The organism is Stutzerimonas stutzeri RCH2, from assembly GCF_000327065.1.
In the GTDB taxonomy this organism is placed as follows: Bacteria; Pseudomonadota; Gammaproteobacteria; order Pseudomonadales; family Pseudomonadaceae; genus Stutzerimonas; species Stutzerimonas stutzeri_AE.
Map to the genome: position 1 here is coordinate 1,439,013 of NC_019936.1, position 19,485 is coordinate 1,458,497.

At 63.7% G+C, this 19,485-nt stretch carries 12 protein-coding genes; 7 read left to right on the top strand and 5 right to left on the bottom strand.

Annotated elements, in window-relative coordinates; translation table 11 throughout:
* Positions 1 to 181 precede the first annotated feature (181 nt).
* From fadD1 to rarD, 6 genes are all read left to right on the top strand, one after another.
* Positions 182 to 1,873 (top strand): long-chain-fatty-acid--CoA ligase FadD1, encoded by a 1,692-nt coding sequence (fadD1, locus tag PSEST_RS06515; RefSeq protein ID WP_015276204.1) that lies wholly within the window; start codon positions 182 to 184, stop codon positions 1,871 to 1,873.
* Between the two features lie 172 nt (positions 1,874 to 2,045).
* Entirely contained in the window at positions 2,046 to 3,731 is a 1,686-nt protein-coding gene (locus PSEST_RS06520) for a methyl-accepting chemotaxis protein (RefSeq protein WP_015276205.1), read from the top strand.
* A 175-nt stretch (positions 3,732 to 3,906) separates the two neighbouring features.
* Positions 3,907 to 5,592 (top strand): methyl-accepting chemotaxis protein, encoded by a 1,686-nt coding sequence (locus tag PSEST_RS06525; protein WP_041756515.1) that lies wholly within the window; start codon positions 3,907 to 3,909, stop codon positions 5,590 to 5,592.
* Positions 5,593 to 5,835: 243 nt separating this feature from the next.
* Positions 5,836 to 7,440 (top strand): M28 family metallopeptidase, encoded by a 1,605-nt coding sequence (locus PSEST_RS06530; protein WP_015276207.1) that lies wholly within the window; start codon positions 5,836 to 5,838, stop codon positions 7,438 to 7,440.
* Positions 7,441 to 7,557: 117 nt separating this feature from the next.
* Positions 7,558 to 11,640 (top strand): ATP-dependent RNA helicase HrpA, encoded by a 4,083-nt coding sequence (gene hrpA, locus PSEST_RS06535; protein ID WP_015276208.1) that lies wholly within the window; start codon positions 7,558 to 7,560, stop codon positions 11,638 to 11,640.
* A 38-nt stretch (positions 11,641 to 11,678) separates the two neighbouring features.
* A complete protein-coding gene (rarD, locus tag PSEST_RS06540; protein WP_015276209.1) occupies positions 11,679 to 12,608 on the top strand; it encodes an EamA family transporter RarD in 930 nt (309 codons plus the stop codon).
* Between the two features lie 37 nt (positions 12,609 to 12,645).
* Here the strand turns inward: rarD and PSEST_RS06545 are convergent, their stop codons facing one another.
* The 5 genes from PSEST_RS06545 to PSEST_RS06565 form a co-directional block, all read right to left on the bottom strand.
* On the bottom strand, positions 12,646 to 13,500 hold the full coding sequence (locus PSEST_RS06545; protein WP_015276210.1) for an FHA domain-containing protein: 855 nt from the start codon (positions 13,498 to 13,500) through the stop codon (positions 12,646 to 12,648).
* A 60-nt stretch (positions 13,501 to 13,560) separates the two neighbouring features.
* Positions 13,561 to 15,114 (bottom strand): serine/threonine-protein kinase, encoded by a 1,554-nt coding sequence (locus PSEST_RS06550; protein ID WP_015276211.1) that lies wholly within the window; start codon positions 15,112 to 15,114, stop codon positions 13,561 to 13,563.
* 16 nt (positions 15,115 to 15,130) lie between these two features.
* A complete protein-coding gene (locus PSEST_RS06555; RefSeq protein ID WP_015276212.1) occupies positions 15,131 to 15,907 on the bottom strand; it encodes a PP2C family protein-serine/threonine phosphatase in 777 nt (258 codons plus the stop codon).
* Positions 15,908 to 16,137: 230 nt separating this feature from the next.
* Positions 16,138 to 16,869 carry a TrmH family RNA methyltransferase gene (locus tag PSEST_RS06560; RefSeq protein WP_015276213.1) on the bottom strand — a complete coding sequence of 244 codons (732 nt, stop codon included), beginning with the start codon at positions 16,867 to 16,869 and terminating at the stop codon, positions 16,138 to 16,140.
* A gap of 11 nt (positions 16,870 to 16,880) precedes the next feature.
* The gene (locus PSEST_RS06565) at positions 16,881 to 18,518 is read right to left on the bottom strand and encodes an NAD(P)/FAD-dependent oxidoreductase (RefSeq protein ID WP_015276214.1); all 1,638 of its coding nucleotides are present in this window, start codon (positions 18,516 to 18,518) and stop codon (positions 16,881 to 16,883) included.
* Between the two features lie 246 nt (positions 18,519 to 18,764).
* On the opposite strand from PSEST_RS06565, the gene rlmE reads away from it, so the two are divergent.
* Positions 18,765 to 19,385: a 23S rRNA (uridine(2552)-2'-O)-methyltransferase RlmE gene (gene rlmE / locus PSEST_RS06570; protein ID WP_015276215.1), complete on the top strand. Its 621-nt coding sequence runs from the start codon at positions 18,765 to 18,767 to the stop codon at positions 19,383 to 19,385.
* Positions 19,386 to 19,485 lie beyond the last annotated feature (100 nt).

Here is a 19,485-nt window from a genome sequence, read left to right on the forward strand (position 1 = left end):
CCGGGATATTTGTTTCGGTCACTTTATGTCGAATAGACCCGTCTCGGGCTCTATTCGCTCCAATGCAAAGCTGCTAACCTCGGGAACGCTTTTTGCCCGATACGCGGTACAAAAGTTAACAAATCACAACAAAACAGCTGCCATCGCGCAGTGATAAAGCTGTTGCTTAGGAGTGGGGTTCATGACCGATAACTTCTGGAAGGATAAATATCCTGTTGGGGTCTCCAGCGAGATCAACCCTGACGAATACCAGAACATCCAGGCTGTGCTTAAACAGTCATGCGAGCGCTTCGCGGACAAGCCGGCGTTCAGCAATCTCGGCAAGACCCTGACCTACGGTGAGCTGTACAAGCTCTCTGGTGACTTCGCCGCCTACCTGCAGCAGAACACCGATCTTCAGCCCGGCGACCGCATCGCCGTGCAGCTGCCCAACCTGATTCAGTACCCCATCGTCGTGTTCGGCGCCATGCGTGCCGGCCTCATCGTGGTCAACACCAACCCGCTGTACACCGCGCGGGAGATGGAACACCAGTTCAACGACGCTGGCGCCAAGGCGCTGGTATGCCTGGCCAACATGGCGCATCTGGCCGAGGAAGTATTGCCCAAGACCGGCATCAAGCACGTGGTCATCACCGAAGTCGCCGACATGCTGCCGCCGCTCAAGCGCATGCTGGTCAACGCGGTGGTCAAGCACGTGAAGAAGATGGTGCCGGCCTACAGCCTGCCGAAAGCCGTCAAGCTCAACGATGCGCTGGCGCTGGGCCGTGGCAAGCCTGTGCGCGAGGCGTTGCCGAAGAGCGATGACGTGGCCGTGCTGCAATACACCGGCGGCACCACCGGCGTGGCCAAGGGCGCCATGCTGACCCACCGCAACATCGTCGCCAACATGCTGCAGTGCAAGGCGCTGATGGGCTCGAACCTCAATGACGGCAGCGAAGTATTGATCGCGCCATTGCCGCTCTATCACATCTACGCCTTCACCTTTCACTGCATGGCGATGATGCTCAGCGGCAACCACAACATCCTGATCTCAAACCCGCGCGACCTGCCGGCGATGATCAAGGATCTCGGCAAGTACCGCTTCAGCGGCTTCGTTGGCCTCAATACCCTGTTCGTTGCACTGTGCAACAGCGAAGACTTCCGCAAGCTCGATTTCTCCGCGCTCAAGGTCACCCTGTCTGGCGGCATGGCGCTGCAGCTGGCCACGGCCGAACGCTGGAAGCAGGTCACTGGTTGCCCGATCTGCGAAGGCTACGGCCTGACCGAAACCAGCCCGGTGGCCTCGGTCAATCCCATCGAGCACATTCAGCTCGGCTCCATCGGCATCCCGGTTCCCTCTACACAGTTCAAGGTCATCAACGATGACGGCCAGGACCTGGCGCAGGGCGAGATCGGCGAGCTGTGCATCAAGGGTCCCCAGGTGATGAAGGGCTACTGGCAGCGGCCGGAGGCCACCGACGAAGTAATCGATGCGCAGGGCTGGTTCAAGACGGGCGACATCGGCGTCATCCAGGAAGATGGCTACATCCGCATCGTTGACCGCAAGAAGGACATGATTCTGGTGTCCGGCTTCAACGTGTATCCCAACGAGCTGGAAGACGTGCTCGCCAGCCTGCCGGGCGTGCTGCAGAGCGCTGCCATCGGCGTGCCGGACGAGAAGTCGGGCGAGGCGATCAAGCTGTTCGTGGTGGTCAAGCCGGGCGAGAGCCTGACCAAGGAGCAGGTCATGCAGCACATGCATGACAACCTGACCGGTTACAAGCGGCCGAAAGCCGTGGAATTCCGCGACAGCCTGCCGACCACCAATGTCGGCAAGATCCTGCGTCGCGAGCTGCGCGACGAGGAACTGCGCAAGCTGGGGCATAAGAAGTAAGCACCGCAACGCAAAAAATAACCCCGCCTCGGCGGGGTTTTTTATTTATGCGAACGGCGTTCATCGGCAGCGTCGGCAATTCCCTTAATTGGCATTTGGTCGCGTTCTCCTGGTTCTGTAGTCGGTGGCACAATGGCACTACTTAACCATGTTTTTTTTGGGGATTTACCAGATGTTGTCGTCCTTACGCCTGCGGGCGAAGCTGCTTTTGCTTGCGCTTGGCCCGATTCTGCTGCTTGCGGTAGTGCTCAGTGGAGTTTCGGTAGTACAGCTAAAGGATCTGGCTGACCAGCAGGAGGCACAGACCCGGGCGAGCCTGATCCGTGATCGCCGTGCCGAACTCAAGCACTACGTCGAACTGGCAAAGAACGCCATCGGGCCGATCTATGAACGCTCCGCCGAAGGTGACATGCAGGCACGAAGCCAGGCGGTGGCCATCTTCGAGCGCCTGAGCTATGGCAGTGAAGGCTATTTCTGGGGCTATGACGGCCAGTCGCGGCGGGTGTTTCAGGGTGCCACGCGTGAGCGCATTGGCGAGAGCTTTGCTGATTACCGCGACCCGAATGGCGTCTTTGCCATTCGCGAGCTGGTCAAGGCGGGACAGGATTCGAGCCACTATGTCGACTACAGCTTTGCCGTTCCCGGCAGCAATGCGCTGGTGCCCAAGGTCGGCTACGCGGAATACCTGCCGAAGTGGAACCTGGTATTCGGCACTTCGCTGAATCTGGATGACGTGGAGCGCGACGTTGTCGAAGCTCGCGCTGTCTTCCAGGCGCGCATCGACAGCCTCACGCTGATCATGCTTGGCTCGGCATTGCTGCTGCTGATTCTGATGGCTGGCCTCGCGGTCCTGATGAGCAACGCCATCCTGCGCCCACTGCTGCAGATCAAGCAGAACCTTGACGACATGGCCCAGGGTGACGGTGACCTGACTCATCGGCTACCGATCACCAGCCGCGATGAGCTAGGCGAACTGTCGACCTCCTTCAATCGCTTCGTCGAGAAGATTCACGCTCTCGTGCGTCAGGTCGCCGGCACCACCACCCAGCTCAGCGGTCTGGTCGGCGCGGTAGCCAGTCAGGCGCAGCGCTCCGAGCAGGCGATGGCCGATCAGCGCAGCGAGACCGATCAGGTCGCCACGGCCATCAACGAGATGTCCGCCGCGGCGCATGAAGTGGCAATGAGCGCGCAGCGTGCCGCCGAGGCGGCACGGGAGACCGATCAGCAGGGCGTTGCCGCCAAGCAGGTGGTTGATCAGAGCATCCGTCAGATCCATGAACTGGTTGGCGAGCTGCGCGGCAGTGGCGAGTCGCTGGAAGGCTTGCAGCAGGACGTGAAGGGCATCGTCGGCGTGCTCGATGTGATCCGCGCGATTGCCGAGCAGACCAATTTGCTTGCACTCAACGCGGCCATCGAGGCGGCGCGTGCCGGTGAGGCCGGCCGTGGTTTCGCCGTGGTTGCCGATGAAGTCCGTGCGCTGGCCAGTCGTACGCAGCAGAGCACCGGGGAGATCCAGGGCATGATCGATCGGCTGCAGAATGCGACTTCACACACCGTCGGTACCATGCTGCGCGCCGGAGAGAAGGGCGAAAGCACGCGGAATCACGCCAACCAGGCTGGCGAATCGCTGGATGCCATCTCCGCATTGATTGGCACGATCAACTCGATGAACGCGCAAATCGCCGCCGCCGCCGAGGAACAGACCGCAGTGGCTGAGGAGATCAACCGCAGCGTGCATCACATCGCCGATGCGGTGGATGGGGTGGCCAGCGATGCCGCGCAGGGTGCGCAGACGGCCCGGGAGCTCAATGGCCTGGCCGAGCAGCTGCAGCGTCTGGTTGGCCAGTTCCGAATCTGATAACCGCTCTAGCCAGCGGCTTAGCGAAACCCTGCCTGGCAGGGTTTCGCTGCTTTCGAGGTAAAGAAAAGATCACCGAGGTCGACAACGAAAGAGTACTGCGGTCATGGCGTTTAAGTGGCGCCTGTTTTCTGTCGCATTTATTCCGCTCAACGTACCTACGGGATCGAACCATATGCTTTCCAATCTTCGTCTACGAATGAAGTTGCTGCTGCTCGCGCTGGGCCCGATTCTGCTGCTTGCGATCCTGCTCAGCGGGATTGCGGTGTATGAGTTGCAGAGCCTTGCCGAACAGCAGGAAGCGCACACCCGTGACAGCCTCATCCAGGACCGCCGCGCCGAACTCAAGCATTACGTCGAGCTGGCGCGCAATGCCATCGGCCCGATCTACGAGCGCTCCGCCGAGGGCGACATGCAGGCCCGTGATCAGGCCGTGGCCATTCTCGAACGGCTTTCTTACGGCAAGGACGGCTATTTCTGGGGTTACGACACCCAGGCCGTACGCATTCTGCAAGGCAATACCAAGGACAAGATCGGCCAAAGCTTCTATGACTACCGCGATCCCAACGGCGTCTACGCCATCCGTGAGCTGGTGCGGGCGGGGCAGGACGGTAGCCGCTATGTCGATTACAGCTTCGTGCTGGGCAACAGCAGCGAGCTGGTGCCGAAGGTGGGGTATGCCGAGTTCCTGCCGAAGTGGAAGATGGTCTTCGGTACCTCGTTGAACCTCGACGGTGTCGAGCGCGACGTGCAGGCCGCGCGGGCAGAATTTCAGAAGCGCATCGACGGCCTGGTGACCATCATGCTCGTGTCGGCATTCGCGCTGCTGGTGCTGATGGCACTGTTGGCCATTTTCATGAGCAACGCACTTTTGAGCCCGCTGCTGCTGATCAAGCGCAACCTGGACGATATGGCTCAGGGCGACGGCGACCTGACCCAGCGCCTGCCGATCACCAGCCAGGACGAGCTGGGTGAGCTGGCGATGTCGTTCAATCGTTTCGTCGAGAAGATCCATTCGCTGGTACAGCAGGTCGCCGGCACCACCACCCAGCTCAGCGGTCTGGTCGGCGCGGTAGCCAGTCAGGCACAGCGCTCCGAGCAGGCGATGGCCGATCAGCGCAGCGAGACCGATCAGGTCGCCACGGCCATCAACGAGATGTCCGCCGCGGCGCATGAAGTGGCAATGAGCGCCCAGCGTGCCGCCGAAGCGGCGCGGGAGACCGATCAGCAGGGCGTTGCAGCCAAGCAGGTGGTGGATCAGAGCATCCGTCAGATCCATGAACTGGTTGGCGAGCTGCGTGGCAGTGGCGAGTCGCTGGAAGGCTTGCAGCAGGACGTGAAGGGCATCGTCGGCGTGCTCGATGTGATCCGCGCGATTGCCGAGCAGACCAATCTGCTCGCACTCAACGCGGCCATCGAGGCGGCACGTGCCGGTGAGGCCGGCCGTGGTTTCGCCGTGGTTGCCGATGAGGTCCGTGCCCTGGCCAGTCGCACGCAGCAGAGCACCGGGGAGATCCAGGGCATGATCGACCGCCTGCAGAGCGCGACCTCGAACACTGTCTCCACCATGTTGCGCGCCGGCGAGAAAGGCGAGAGCACCCGTGATCAGGCCAACCAGGCGGGTGAGTCGCTGGATGCGATCTCTGCATTGATCGGCACGATCAACTCGATGAACGCGCAGATCGCTGCCGCCGCCGAGGAGCAGACCGCGGTGGCCGAGGAGATCAACCGCAGCGTGCATCACATCGCCGATGCGGTGGATGGGGTGGCCAGCGATGCCGCGCAGGGTGCGCAGACATCGCGCGAGCTCAATGGGCTAGCCGAGCGCTTGCAGAAGCTGGTGGGTCAGTTCCGCATCTGATGCAGCTGGGCGGCAGGTGCAATGCCTGCCGCCAAGGCACGGAATTCCTTTCCGAACGCCGGTGATCTCCAGCGAAGTTCCCTCATCCCGATAAACGGTGCTACCGGCGGGCGGCTGTCTCAGAACCGAGACGGCAACCGTTCGGTCTAGCTCCCTATGGCCGCGTCCGCTTAATGCTGTAGGGGACGATGGCGCAAGCCACAGGCGGCCTGCCCATCAATCCGTTGCAAGGATGAGTTACCCATGCACAAGAAAAACAATGCTGTTCGGGTAGTTGCTTCTCTCGCATTACTTACCGGCAGTGCCGCTTTCGCGGCGCCGCAGGTAGACACCGCTCAATTCAATGACTTCTGGTCGCCGGACAAGCCGAACGCCGCGCTTTGCCGTTCGCCACTGCTGGTCGGCACGCCGGTCGGTCTGCCGCGCTGCATGCAGGCGAGCAACGTCATGAAGCATCTGGAGGCGCTGCAGGATATCGCCACGATGAATGACGGCAATCGTGCGTCCGGTCAGCCTGGCTATCAGGCCTCGATCGACTATGTCCGCAGCCGCCTGCAGCGGGCAGGCTATCGGGTCGAGGTACAGGCCTTTCCCTTCCTCGCCTTCTATCCGGTCAGCCCTGGCACGCTGAGCGCCGTGGCGCCACAGCCGGTGCAGTACGTTTGGGAAGAGGATTTCTCCTATGCCGATCAGACCGACCCTGGCAACGTCACCGCACCGGTGGTGCCGGTTGACCTGGCGCTCGGTGCCGGCAACACGTCTACCAGCGGTTGCGAACCGGAGGACTTCGCCGGGTTCCCGGCCGGTGCCATCGCGCTGATGCAGCGCGGCACCTGCCCGTTCGGGCAGAAGGCGACCAATGCCGCGGCGGCCGGTGCGGCGGGGGCAATCATCTTCAATCAGGGCGACACCGAGGACCGCAAGGGGCTGCTGGTCGCGACCTTGGGCGAGGACTATAGCGGCGGCATCCCGGTGATGTTCTCCACCTACGACAACGGCGTGGCCTGGTCGCAGACCGCGGGCCTGCAGCTGAGCATGAACGTCGATGTGGTGCGCGAGCAGACCGAGACCTACAACCTGCTGGCCGAAACCCGCCGCGGCGATCCGAGCAACGTGATCATGGTCGGCGCGCACCTGGATTCGGTATTCGAGGGTGCCGGCATCAACGACAACGGTTCCGGCAGCGCCGCGCTGCTGGAAATGGCACTGCTGATGAGCAAGGCCCGGCCGGAGAACAAGGTGCGTTTCGCCTGGTGGGGCGCCGAGGAGTCCGGGCTGGTCGGCTCGACTTACTACGTCACGCAATTGCCGGATGAGCAGAAGCGGCGCATCAAGGCCTACCTGAACGTCGATATGATCGGTTCGCCGAACTACGCCAACTTCATCTATGACGGCGACGGCTCCGACTTCGGCCTGCAGGGTCCACCCGGCTCGGCCGCCATCGAACGCCTGTTGCGCACCTACTTCCAGCTGCGCAATGCGCCGTCTGAAGGCACCGAGATCGACTTCCGCTCCGACTACGCGCAGTTCTTCGAAGACGGCATCGCCTTCGGCGGACTGTTCACCGGGGCCGAGGACATCAAGACCGAGGAGCAGGCGCAGCGTTATGGCGGCATCGCCGGGGAGTCGTTCGATCAGTGCTATCACACGCCGTGCGACAACCTGGGCAACATCTCCACCGAAGCCCTGGAGCTGCATGGCGATGCGCTGGCCTTCGCCACCAGCTGGCTCTCGCTGTCGACCAAGATGATCGATGACGAGATCGCCGCAGCGGCCGAGCAGAGCATCGGCACCATGCGCATCCAGCAAGTGCAGGAGAAGTCGCGCTGGGGTCACTGGATCCGTTGATCGCCTGAATACCGCGCCGGCCAGCCGGCGCGGTTCCCTCCAAACACCCCTTTCCCTTCGGCCGGCCGTTCAAATCTGCGACAATCGCGCCCTTCTCGAATTGCCCCACGGCTGTCCATGACCGACGCAACGCCCGCTATCGATACCCTGCTGAAGAATCTCGACCAGGCCCTGTTCGCTGATCGCCATCGCCTGCGCCGGCAGCTGCATGAGCTGAGAAAGCAACCGGACGAGGCCAAGCTCGCCCAATGGCTGGAACGTTTTCAGGCCTCCGTAGCCAAGGTCGAGGCGCGCCGTCGGAGTGTTCCGAGCATTCGCTACGACGACAGCCTGCCGATCGCGGCCAAGCGCGACGAGATCAAGGCCGCGCTGGAAAAGCATCAGGTGCTGGTGATCGCCGGTGAGACCGGCTCGGGCAAGACCACCCAGCTGCCGAAGATCTGTCTGGAGATCGGCCGTGGTGTACACGGGCTGATCGGCCATACCCAGCCGCGCCGGCTCGCGGCACGCAGCGTCGCCACGCGGGTGGCCGAGGAAATCGGCACGCCACTCGGCGAGCTGGTGGGTTATCAGGTGCGCTTCGAGGATCAGAGCAAGGACAGCTCGCTGATCAAGCTGATGACCGACGGCATCCTGCTGGCCGAGACGCAGCACGATCGCTTCCTCGAGCGTTACGACACCATCATCGTCGACGAGGCGCACGAGCGTTCGCTGAACATCGATTTCCTGCTCGGCTTCCTCAAGACCCTGCTGCCGCGGCGGCCGGACCTGAAGGTCATCATCACTTCGGCGACTATCGACCTGCAGCGCTTTTCCGAGCACTTCGACGGTGCACCCATCGTCGAGGTATCCGGGCGTACCTACCCGGTGGAGACCTGGTATCGGCCACTGGCGGCCGAGATCGACGAGGATGGCAACCGGGTCGAGGATGATCTGACCGTCGACCAGGGTATCCTCGCCGCGCTGGACGAAATTACGGCCCACGAGCAGAGCGTGGGCAAGCGCCCCGGCGACGTGCTGGTGTTCCTGCCCGGCGAGCGCGAGATTCGCGACGCCGCCGAGGTGCTGCGCAAGGCCAATCTGAAGTTCACCGAGGTGCTGCCGCTGTATGCGCGGCTGACGCCGGCCGAGCAACAGAAAATCTTCCAGCCGCGACCGGGGCGCAAGATCGTGCTGGCCACCAACGTCGCCGAGACGTCGCTGACCGTGCCCGGTATTCGCTACGTGATCGATTCCGGCACCGCGCGCATCAGCCGCTACAGCTACCGCGCCAAGGTTCAGCGCCTGCCGATCGAGGCGGTGTCACAGGCCAGCGCCAACCAGCGCAAGGGTCGCTGCGGACGGGTCGAACCGGGTATCTGCATTCGGCTGTACAGCGAGGAAGACTTCCTCGGCCGGCCGGAATTCACCGATCCGGAGATCCTGCGCACCAACCTCGCCGCGGTGATCCTGCAGATGCTGCATCTGCGCCTGGGGGATATCCAGGATTTCCCCTTTATCGAGCCGCCGGATGGCAAGGCCATCAGCGACGGCTTCAACCTGTTGCAGGAACTCTCGGCGGTCAATCGCGAAAACCAGCTGACCCCAATGGGTCGCCAGCTGGCGCGCCTGCCGATCGACCCGCGGCTTGGTCGCATGCTCCTCGAAGCTGCACAGCAGGGCAGCCTCGCCGAAGTCCTGATCGTTGCCAGCGCACTCTCGGTGCAGGACGTGCGCGAGCGTCCGGCCGACCGTCAGCAGGCAGCCGACCAGGCCCATGCGCAGTGGAAGGACCCGGACTCGGACTTTGCCGCGCTGATCAATCTCTGGCGCGGTTTCGAGGAAAAGCGCCAGGAGCTGGGCTCCAACCCTCTGCGCACCTGGTGCCGGAAGAACTTCCTCAACTACCTGCGTCTGCGTGAGTGGCGCGACGCCCATCGCCAGCTGACGCTCATCGCCCGGGAGCTCAAGCTTGGTTCGGGCAGGTCGGCGGATGGCTCCGGGCAAGCAGCGCACGCCGATAAGGCACGTAGGGTGGAAGACGGCGAAGCCTCTTCCGCGCTTTCGGCGGGGGTCAGCACTCAACCCGCACCGACCAAGGACACCAAGGTCAACGTCATCCTCCGCCAGCAGGCCGAAGCCAGCGAGGCCGCGCAGAAGGCCAAGAGCTACGCCTCGGTGCACAAGGCCATCCTCGCCGGCCTGCTCAGCCAGATCGGCAACAAGACCGAGGAGGGCGACTTCCTCGGCGCCCGCCAGCGGCGCTTCTGGGTGCATCCCTCCAGCGTGATCGGCCGCAAGAAGCCCAACTGGCTGATGGCCGCGGAACTGGTGGAAACCACCAAGCTGTTCGCGCGCATGGTCGCCAAGATCGAGCCGGACTGGATCGAGCCGCTGGCCGGGCATCTGATCAAGAAGAATCACTTCGAGCCGCACTGGGAGAAGAAGCGCGGCCAAGTGGTGGCCTACGAGCAGGTAACGCTTTACGGCATGATCGTCGTCGGCCGTCGACCGGTGCATTACGGCCCCATCGACCCGCCCGCTGCCCGCGAGCTGTTCATCCGCGAAGGGCTGGTGCGCGGCGAGATCAACAGCCGCGCCCGCGCGCTCAGCGCCAATCGCGAGCTGCTCGAACGTCTCGACGAGCTGGAAGCCAAGGCGCGGCGCCGCGACATCCTCGCCGACGAGGAAACCCTGTTCGACTACTACGATGCGCGCCTGCCGGCGGACATCTACCAGACCGCCAGCTTCGAGAACTGGTACAAGCGCGAAAGTGCGAAGAACCCGCAGCTGCTGATCATGCGTGAGGAAGACGTGCTCGCCCGCGAGGCCAGCGAGGTCACCGCCGCGCAGTACCCGGATTACCTGCGCATCGGCGAGCTGCAGTTGCCGCTGGAATACCATTTCGAGCCCAACCACCCGCGCGACGGCGTGACCCTGCGCGTACCGGCGCCGCTGCTGCCGCAATTGCGCAGCGAGCGGCTCGACTGGCTGGTGCCCGGCTTGCTGGAAACCAAGGCGGTGGCCCTGGTGCGCAACCTGCCCAAGGCCCTGCGCAAGAACTTCGTGCCGGTGCCGGATTTCGTTGGCGCTGCGCTGGCCAGGATCGCTTTTGGTGAAGGCTCGCTGCCCGAGGCGCTGGGTCGCGAGCTGCTGCGCATGACCGGCGCGCGCGTATCGGATGATGCGTGGGCCGAAGCGGCAGCCGGGCTGGAGAGCCACCTGAAGATGAACATCGAGGTGGTCGACGCCCGTGGCAAGTTTCTTGGTGAAGGCCGCGACCTGGCCGAGCTGACCGCACGCTTCGCCGAGGCCAGCCAGGCCGCCCTGGCGCCGCCGCAGCAGAAGGCCGAACAGAAGCCGGTCGAAGCCAAGGGTTTTGCCCAGGTCGCAGAAAAGGCCCAGGCGAAGATGGCCGGGCTGTCGATGACGGTCTACCCGGCGCTGGTGGAAGAGGCAGGGGTGGTCAAGGAAGGGCGCTTTCCAACCCAGGCCGAGGCCGAGTGGCAACACCGCCGCGCGCTGCAGCGCCTGTTGCTGCAGCAGCTGGCGGAGCCGGCCAAGTACCTGCGCAACAAGCTGCCGGGCCTTACCGAGCTGGGCCTGCTCTACCGCGACATGGGCAAGGTCGATGCGCTGGTCGAGGACATCCTGCTGGCCAGCCTCGACAGCTGCATCCTTGACGGCGAAGCCCAGCTGCCGCGTGATGGCGCCGCGCTGGCGTCGCTCGCCGAGCGCAAACGCGGCGACTGGACTGCACATGCCGAGCGCCTGGCACGTCTGACACTGGAAATCCTCAAGCACTGGCACGGCCTGCAGAAGCGCTTCAAGGGCAAGATCGACCTGGCCCAGGCGGTGGCGCTCAACGACATCAAGGCGCAGCTGGGCAATCTGGTCTATCCGGGCTTTGTTCGCGAGACACCTGCCGAGTGGCTGAAGGAGTATCCCCGCTACCTCAAGGCCATCGAGCAACGCTTCGAGAAGATCGGCGCGCAGCTGCAGCGTGATCGGGTCTGGTCCGGCGAGCTGGCCGGCTACTGGGAGCAGTACCAGACGCGCCTGAACAAGCACCTGCAGGAAGGCAAGCGCGATGCCGAGCTGGCACTGTATCGCTGGATGCTCGAGGAGTATCGCGTCTCGCTCTGGGCGCAGCAGCTCGGCACCAGGATGGCGGTTTCGGACAAGCGTCTAAACAAGCAGTGGAGCCAGGTCGAGCCCTGAGGTCGGGGCTGGCACGAATCGTCAATCGCAGGAAGCCCATGGAAACTCGCAACAGGCTGGCGGGCGTCGCCGGCTCGCTCGCCGCATCGACGCTCTTCGCCACGCTGTACTACTACACCTCGCTGCTCGAACCGTTGAGCGGTCAGCAGATCTACGGCTGGCGCATTCTGCTGACTGCGCCTTGCCTGGCGTTGCTGCTGCTCGCCATCGGCCGCTGGGGTGAGGTCCGCGAGATCCTCCTGCGTGTACCGGTCGAACCGCGACTGTGGCTCGCGCTGCCGCTGTCCTCGGCGCTGGTCGGTCTGCAGCTCTGGCTATTCATGTGGGCGCCGATCAACGGCCACGGCCTGGACGTCTCGCTCGGCTACTTCCTGCTGCCGCTGACGCTGGTACTCACCGGCCGCCTGGTCTTCGGTGAGGCGATCAGTCGATTGCAGCGCCTGGCCTGTTTGCTGGCGGCTGTGGGTGTCGGCAACCAGCTGCTGCTGGCTTCGTCACTGTCATGGCCGGTACTCGCCGTTGCCCTCGGTTATCCCTGCTACTTCGTCCTGCGCCGCTGGATTGGCACCGCCAGTCTCGGCGGGCTCTGGGTCGACCTGATCATCAGCCTGCCGGTCGCCGCGCTGTTTGCCTTCTCCGACCGAGAGACCCTGCAACAGCTCGCAGCGAGCCCGGCGCTGCTGCTTCTGATCATCGGCCTGGGTGCGCTCAGTGCCCTGGCCCTGGCGCTGATGATCGTCGCCAGCAAACATCTGGATCTCGCACTGTTCGGCCTGCTCAGCTATGTCGAACCGGTGCTGCTGGTCGCCGTGGCGCTGCTGCTTGGCGAAAGCATCGCTTCGGATCAATGGCTGACCTATGTGGCGATCTGGACGGCGATAGCGCTGCTGATTGTGGAAGGAGCGAAAGCCTTGCGGGCTGCCCGAGCGGGAGTGCCGCAAAAACGCTCCCGTCGAGTCCTGAAATGAGGCGAAAACCCCTCCCGTGAAAACAGGCTGGCAGCCGCTAGACCAACCGCTGCGCGACAATTCCGGCGACAACTGCCAGCGCCAGCGCGCCGAGCAGCCAGCCCAGGCGCGAGCCGGATCTGCCGGGATTCTCCGTGCGCGCTGCCGCTTCTGCCGGAGTCATTGCCGCGGCGTGCAGCGGATTGGGCGTCGCCGGACGTGGTCGTGCCGGCTTGGGCTGGGAGGGGACGGGCAGGTCCGCCGCGCGGACGAACACGGTGGCGTCTTCATCGACGATTTCCGGCGCACTCACCTTGGGGCCGATCACCAAAAGCGTGGTGTTGCCCAGCTGTATCTGATCGCCCGGCTGCAGGACGGCCGTGGTGACCTTTTCACGGTTGACCAGCAAACCGTTGGCTGAGGCCAGGTCCTTCACTTCCAGCACGTCGCCCTTGAGATAGAACTCCGCATGGCGGCGGGACAGCTCGGCATCGCTGAAGCAGAGCTCGCATTTGACCGAGCGGCCAAAGGTCATCGAACCGGTGATGTGGTACTTGTGTCCCTGGTTTTCGCCCTTGACCACCTGCAGCAGCCAGCGAGGCGCCGCCGCCACCTTGGCGCCGACCTTGGCCGGATCGACGATCTCCAGCTCCAGCGCTCCGAGTCGTACGCGGTCGCCAGAGCGGATCTGATAGCGCTCGCCGATCTTTTCGTCATTGACGTAGGTGCCGCCTGGCGTGCCGAGGTCGGTCAGGTAGTAGAAGCGGTTTTCCAGTATCAGCTCGGCGTGAAAGGGCGCTACGCCGGCATCGCTTATCACCAGCCTGTTGGCGCGGTCCGAACCGAGGGTGAAGCGTTCATCGGCAAGCCAGACAGGGCTCTGACGATTGTCTGCGAAGTGGATTCTGAGCATGTCTGCGTTACCTTGAGCGGGAGCGATCGCAGGCATGAGCCAGGCGATCGGGCGTGATCATCAGTTGAATATCCGATTCCACAGGCGCTTGACCGGATTGGCCGGCGCCTGCGAGGTCTGCGTGGTGGCGGGTGGGGTGCGCGAGCTACTGGCAGCGGTACGCGGCACCGGTCGCGGTGCTCTTGCCTTGGCGACACGCTGGGCATGCGCGTCGTGCAGCGCCAGCAGCGGTGCGTACGCCGGTGAGGCTTCCAGTCCCTGCTCAATGTATTCCAGAGCCAATGCGTATTCGCGTCTGCCATATGCCGCTTCGGCGAGCTCGACATAGCGTTCGCTGACCCGGGCCAATCCGTCGCGCGCCACCTGATGCTCCGGCAGCCAGCCAAGCACCTGCTGGTAGTAATGCACGGCGCTGTCCTCGGCCGGTTCCAGCAGTTGATCATCTGCCAGTCGCTGCGCCGCCAGTTTCAGGGCCTGGGCGATGCGGGCATCGAGGACACGGCGCAAGCCGTCGAGGGCCTCTGCATTGTCCGCGTCCAGGCGCAGGGCCTGGCGGAAGTAGTAGTCGGCATTGTCGTACGCCGGTGCGGTCAGCTGTCCTTCGCCCAGGCGCGACTCGGCGCGGGTGAGGAACTCACTGATCTGGCTGTACTGAAACCATTGATAGCCGCCCACGCCCAGTGCGCCTATTGCCAACGCAAGCACCGCAGCCACCGTCGCCCAGCGGCCAATAGCACGACGCTGTCGCCGGCGTCGGGGCTGTGCTTGGGGTTCCATGAGCAGTGCCGGCGCGATGCGCGTCTGGTCCATGTCCGGCTCGGTGAGGGTGTCGATGGCGGCCAGCAGTTCGCGACAGCTGGCGAAGCGCTCGGCCGGCTGCTTGGCCAGCATGCGGTCGAGCAGCGGCTGATAGGGTGCCAGCGCTGGCGGCAGCAACGGGATGGGCATCTGCAGGTGGTTGAGCACGGTTTGCGGATAGCTGCTGGCGCGGAACGGATTGGTCCCGGTGAGCATCTCGGCGAGGATCACCCCGAGGCTGTAGATGTCGCTGCGTGCGTCCAACGGTTGGCACTGGGCCTGTTCCGGGCTGCTGTAAGCCGGGCTGCCGACGGCAATGCCGAAATGCGTGAGTTCGTTGTCCAGTTCGACCGACTTGGCCACGCCGAAATCGGTGAGCACGACGCTGCCATCGTCGCGGAAGAGGATATTGGCCGGCTTCACGTCGCGATGAACCAGTCCGCCGTCGTGCACCACTGCCAGGCCACCGGCCAGCTGGCGGATGATGTCCAACGCCCGGGACGGTGAGAAAACGATGCCGCGGTGCTGCGCCAGATCGCCACCACCGATGTACTCCATGGCCAGGTAATGCCGGCCATCGGCGATCTGGCCGATATCGTGAATGGTGATGATGGCCGGATGGCGCAGCGAGGCGACGATATGGCCTTCCTGGATAAAGCGTTCGGTGAACGCTGCGTCCTCGGTGCGCAGCAGTACCTTGACGGCTACCTCGCGATCCAGCGATAGCTGGGTGGCCAGGTAGACTTCGGCCATCCCGCCTTTCCCGAGTCGCTTGTGCAGGCGATAGCCCGGTATTTCCAGCATCCGATGCGTCATAGAAACTCGTGCCTGGTTACGACTTGAGGGGTTTGAGCAGCATGTTGATGAAGCGGCGCCCGCGGGACTCGGCTGCAGGTGGCGGGCTGGTTCGGCCGATCACGATGCAGCTGATGTTGTCGCGACCGCCATGAGCGTTCGCCTGGTCGATCAGCTGTTCGACCAGATTTTCCAGCGTGTCGGCAAAGGTGCAGGTGGCGTGGATCTGCGCGTCGGTCAGCTCGTTGGTCAGGCCATCGCTGCACAGCAGAAGCAGTTCGTCGGGCTTCAAGGTGCCGCTGCCGGTGCCGATCTCCAGCGGTGCTTCCCGTCCCAGGCAACGCAGGATGATGTTGCGCCAGGCGTGGCCCTCGGCTTCGGCGGGTTTCAGCTCGCCCGCATCGATCATCATCTGCACCCAGCTGTGGTCCCGGGTCAGCTGTTCGATGCCGTTGGCGCTGACCAGATAGGCCCGGCTGTCACCGACCCAGGTGAGCTCGAAATCCGCGCCATTGAACTGCGCAGCCACCAGCGTGGTACCCATGCCATCGTCTACGGCTTCTTCCAGTACCGCCTGGTTGGCCTGCTGGACCGCAGTCTGCAGCGACTCGCCATCTTCAATCGCTTTGTGCAATGCAGACAGTGCCAGGCTGCTTGCGATCTCTCCGCACTGGTGCCCGCCCATGCCGTCGGCGATTGCCCAAAGCCCGAGCTGCGGCGCGCAGAGCAGCGCATCTTCATTATGGTTGCGCCTGCGCCCGGGCGAGCTTTGCCCGGCGTAGTCCAGCAATGAGTCAGAAAGGGTCGGTTGCATGCGTGGGCCCTGCGGCACGGCGTCGAGCGGGCATGATGCGTTGGGCGTGTGCGACTGTCATCGATTGGCGCCGGAGCAAGCGCAAAACTGTTAACTCGTGCAAACGGGTGGAATTATTCCGAGTCTCGTACTCCAAGCGCGATGACTCGCGGGCTCGCAATCGCACTGCCAGATCGCTGCGGGATGCCATGAAGGCGTTTCCGGGAGCAGGCATTCAACGCCTGGGAGGGCTATCTGCTGAGTTCGTACGCACACATGTTGACCGTGGCGGCCAGATTCAGCGACTCGATGGCGCCGCAACCGGGGATGGTGAATGGCTGAGCGTCGAGTGCGTTCAGCTGATCACGGGGCACGCCGCGGGCTTCATTGCCGAACAGGTAGCAATCGAAAGCCCTGAAACCCGCCGATCGCACGGGCTCGCCGTGCATATCCAGGCAGGCGATGCGCTCGAAGCGCGTGCGCAAGGAGTCCAACTCCACATCTAGCTCCATCGGCGCATGAAAGATCGCGCCCATGCTCGAACGCACGACTTTCGGGTTGTACGGGTCGACGCTGCCGGGGCTGAGCAGGCAGCGAAAATTGCCGAACCAGGCCAGGGTGCGCAGGATGGTACCGAGGTTGCCCGGGTCCTGTATTTCATGCAGGTAGATGGCGCGCTCGCCTGCGACGGGCGCAGCAAGCGACGCGCCTGTCGCCGGCATCGGTACCAGCGCAACGATGCCCTGCGGGGTCTTGGTGTCGGCGATCTGCGCCATCTGGCGATCGCTGATCAGGTGGGTCTTGAACGGGCTTTGCCAGTGTTCGTAGGCATTGGTCACATACAGTTCGCTGCGTGCAAGCTGCGGGTTGTGCAGGGCGGCTTTCTGCAGCTCCAGCGCCAGATGTTCGCCCTCCACCAGAAAATGTCCGAACTCGGCCCGGTACTTTTTCTGGTGCAGCTTTTTGATGTCGTCGAATTTCATCAAGGCGGCGCTCAGTTGCTCTGCACTTCGGACTGGCCCGCGTCAGCCATCATCGCCTTGGCCAGGGCTTCGGCGACCTTGATGCCATCCACGCCCGCCGAGAGAATGCCGCCGGCGTAACCCGCACCTTCACCGGCCGGATACAGCCCGCGCAGGTTGAGGCTTTGCAGCGTCTCGTTATCGCGGGTGATGCGCACCGGCGAGGAGGTGCGGGTTTCGATGCCGGTGAGCACTGCGTCAGCGCGATCGAAACCGCGGATCTGCTTGCCGAATGCCGGCAGCGCCTCGCGGATGGCCTCGATCGCATACTCCGGCAGCGACGGCGCCAGATCGCCCAGGCATACGCCCGGCTTGTAGGAGGGCTCGACCTCGCCGAACGCGGTCGACGGCACGCCGCGGATGAAGTCGCCGACCAGTTGCGCCGGTGCGCAGTAATCGCTGCCGCCCAGCGCATAAGCGCGTGATTCCAGACGCTCCTGCAGCTCCACGCCGGCCAGTGCGTCGCCGGGGAAGTCCTGCTCGGGGTTGATGCCAACCACGATGCCGGCGTTGGCATTGCGCTCGTTACGCGAGTACTGGCTCATGCCGTTGGTCACCACGCGCCCCGGCTCGGATGTTGCGGCCACCACGGTGCCGCCGGGGCACATGCAGAAGCTGTAGACCGCACGGCCGTTCTTGGCGTGGTAGACCAGTTTGTAGTCTGCAGCGCCGAGCTCCGGATGGCCGGCGTACTTGCCCAGACGGGCCTGGTCGATCATGCCCTGCGGGTGCTCGATACGGAAACCGATGGCAAATGGCTTGGCCTCGATATACACGCCCTGGCGGTGCAGCATACGGAAGGTGTCGCGCGAGCTGTGGCCCAGCGCCAGCACTACGTGGCGGCTGCGCAGTGTCTCGCCACTGGCCAGCACCACGCCTTCGAGCTGACCATCGTCGATCACGAGATCCGTGACCTTGCTTTCGAAGCGCACCTCGCCACCGAGGGCGATGATTTCCTCGCGCATCGCCGCAACCACGCCGGTAAGGCGGAAGGTACCGATGTGCGGCTTGCTGACATACATGATCTCTTCCGGCGCGCCGGCGCGGACGAACTCGTGCATCACTTTGCGGGCGTAGAACTTGGGGTCCTTGATCTGGCTGTAGAGCTTGCCGTCCGAGAACAGCCCGGCGCCGCCTTCGCCGAACTGCACGTTGGATTCCGGCGTGAGGGTCTTCTTGCGCCACAGGGCCCAGGTGTCCTTGGTGCGGCTGCGCACATCCTTGCCGCGCTCGAGCACGATGGGCTTGAAGCCCATCTGTGCGAGCAGCAGCGCGGCGAACAGCCCACAGGGGCCGAAGCCCACCACCAGCGGCCGCTCGGTCAGATTGGCCGGGGCCTGACCGACCGGGTAGTAGCGTGTGTCGGGCGCCGGACGCACGTGGTTGTCGTCGGCGAAGCGCGCCAGGACCGCCGCCTCGTCACGAACCTCAACGTCGACGATGTAGATGAACAGGATGACGCTGTTCTTCTTGCGCGCATCGTAGCTGCGCTTGAACACGGTGAAGTCCAGCAGGTCGGCGTCGCTGATGTTCAGACGCTTGACGATGGCCTCGCGCAGCGCATCGGCGGGATGCTCGAGGGGCAGGGACAGTTCGGTGATGCGAATCATGGCGGTAATCCTGGCCGGTGACTCCGGCAGAGGAAGCAACTTGAGAGGGGAGAATGAGGCGCGGATTGTACCGGCGACGCGCACGCCTGTCAGGCGGCGCTGGCTGCCCTTCAGGGGCAGGTGCTGCGCCCGGCGCCCGCGGGCCGGCATTATCGGCTTATAATCGCCGCCAATTTGCCCGACAGTTGCGCAGGGTCCTGCCTGTTGGCGCACGTCTTACCTTGATTCTCCGTGGTTGGCTCTAACATGAAACGATCCAAAAGCAGCCGTCGTTGGCTGGATGAACACGTCAACGATCCCTTCGTCAAACGCGCGCAGAAGGATGGCTTGCGCTCGCGCTCCAGCTACAAGCTGATCGAGCTGAACGAGAAGGACAAACTGATACGCCCCGGCATGCTGGTCATGGACCTGGGTTCCGCCCCCGGTGGCTGGTCGCAGGTGGCCGGCGGCATCGTCGGTGAAAAGGGCAAGGTGCTGGCCACCGACATCCTGCCGATGGGCGGGTTGGACAACGTCGATTTCGTGCAGGGCGATTTCACCGAGGATGCCGTGTTCCAGCAGATCCTCGACATGCTCGACGGCCGGCAGCCCGACCTGATCGTCTCCGACATCGCGCCGAACATCAGCGGCGTCGCCGCCGCCGACCAGGCTGCCTCGATGTATCTGGTGGAACTCACCCTCGACATGGTTCGCCAGGTGCTCAAACCCGGTGGTAACTATGTGGTCAAGGTGTTCCAGGGCGAAGGCTCGGACGAGTTCCTCAAGGACGTGCGCAGCTCGTTCGAGAAGGTGGTGATCCGCAAGCCGGAAGCCTCGCGCCCGCGTTCGCGTGAGGTCTATCTGGTGGCGAAGGGCTTCAAGGGCTAGCGATTCGGTGCGGCAGGAAGGCTGGCCCGAAGGCCAGCCCGTACATGTTCAGAGTTCTAGCGATGCACCGTCTTCAGGCATGCGGACGCGCTCGCTGATT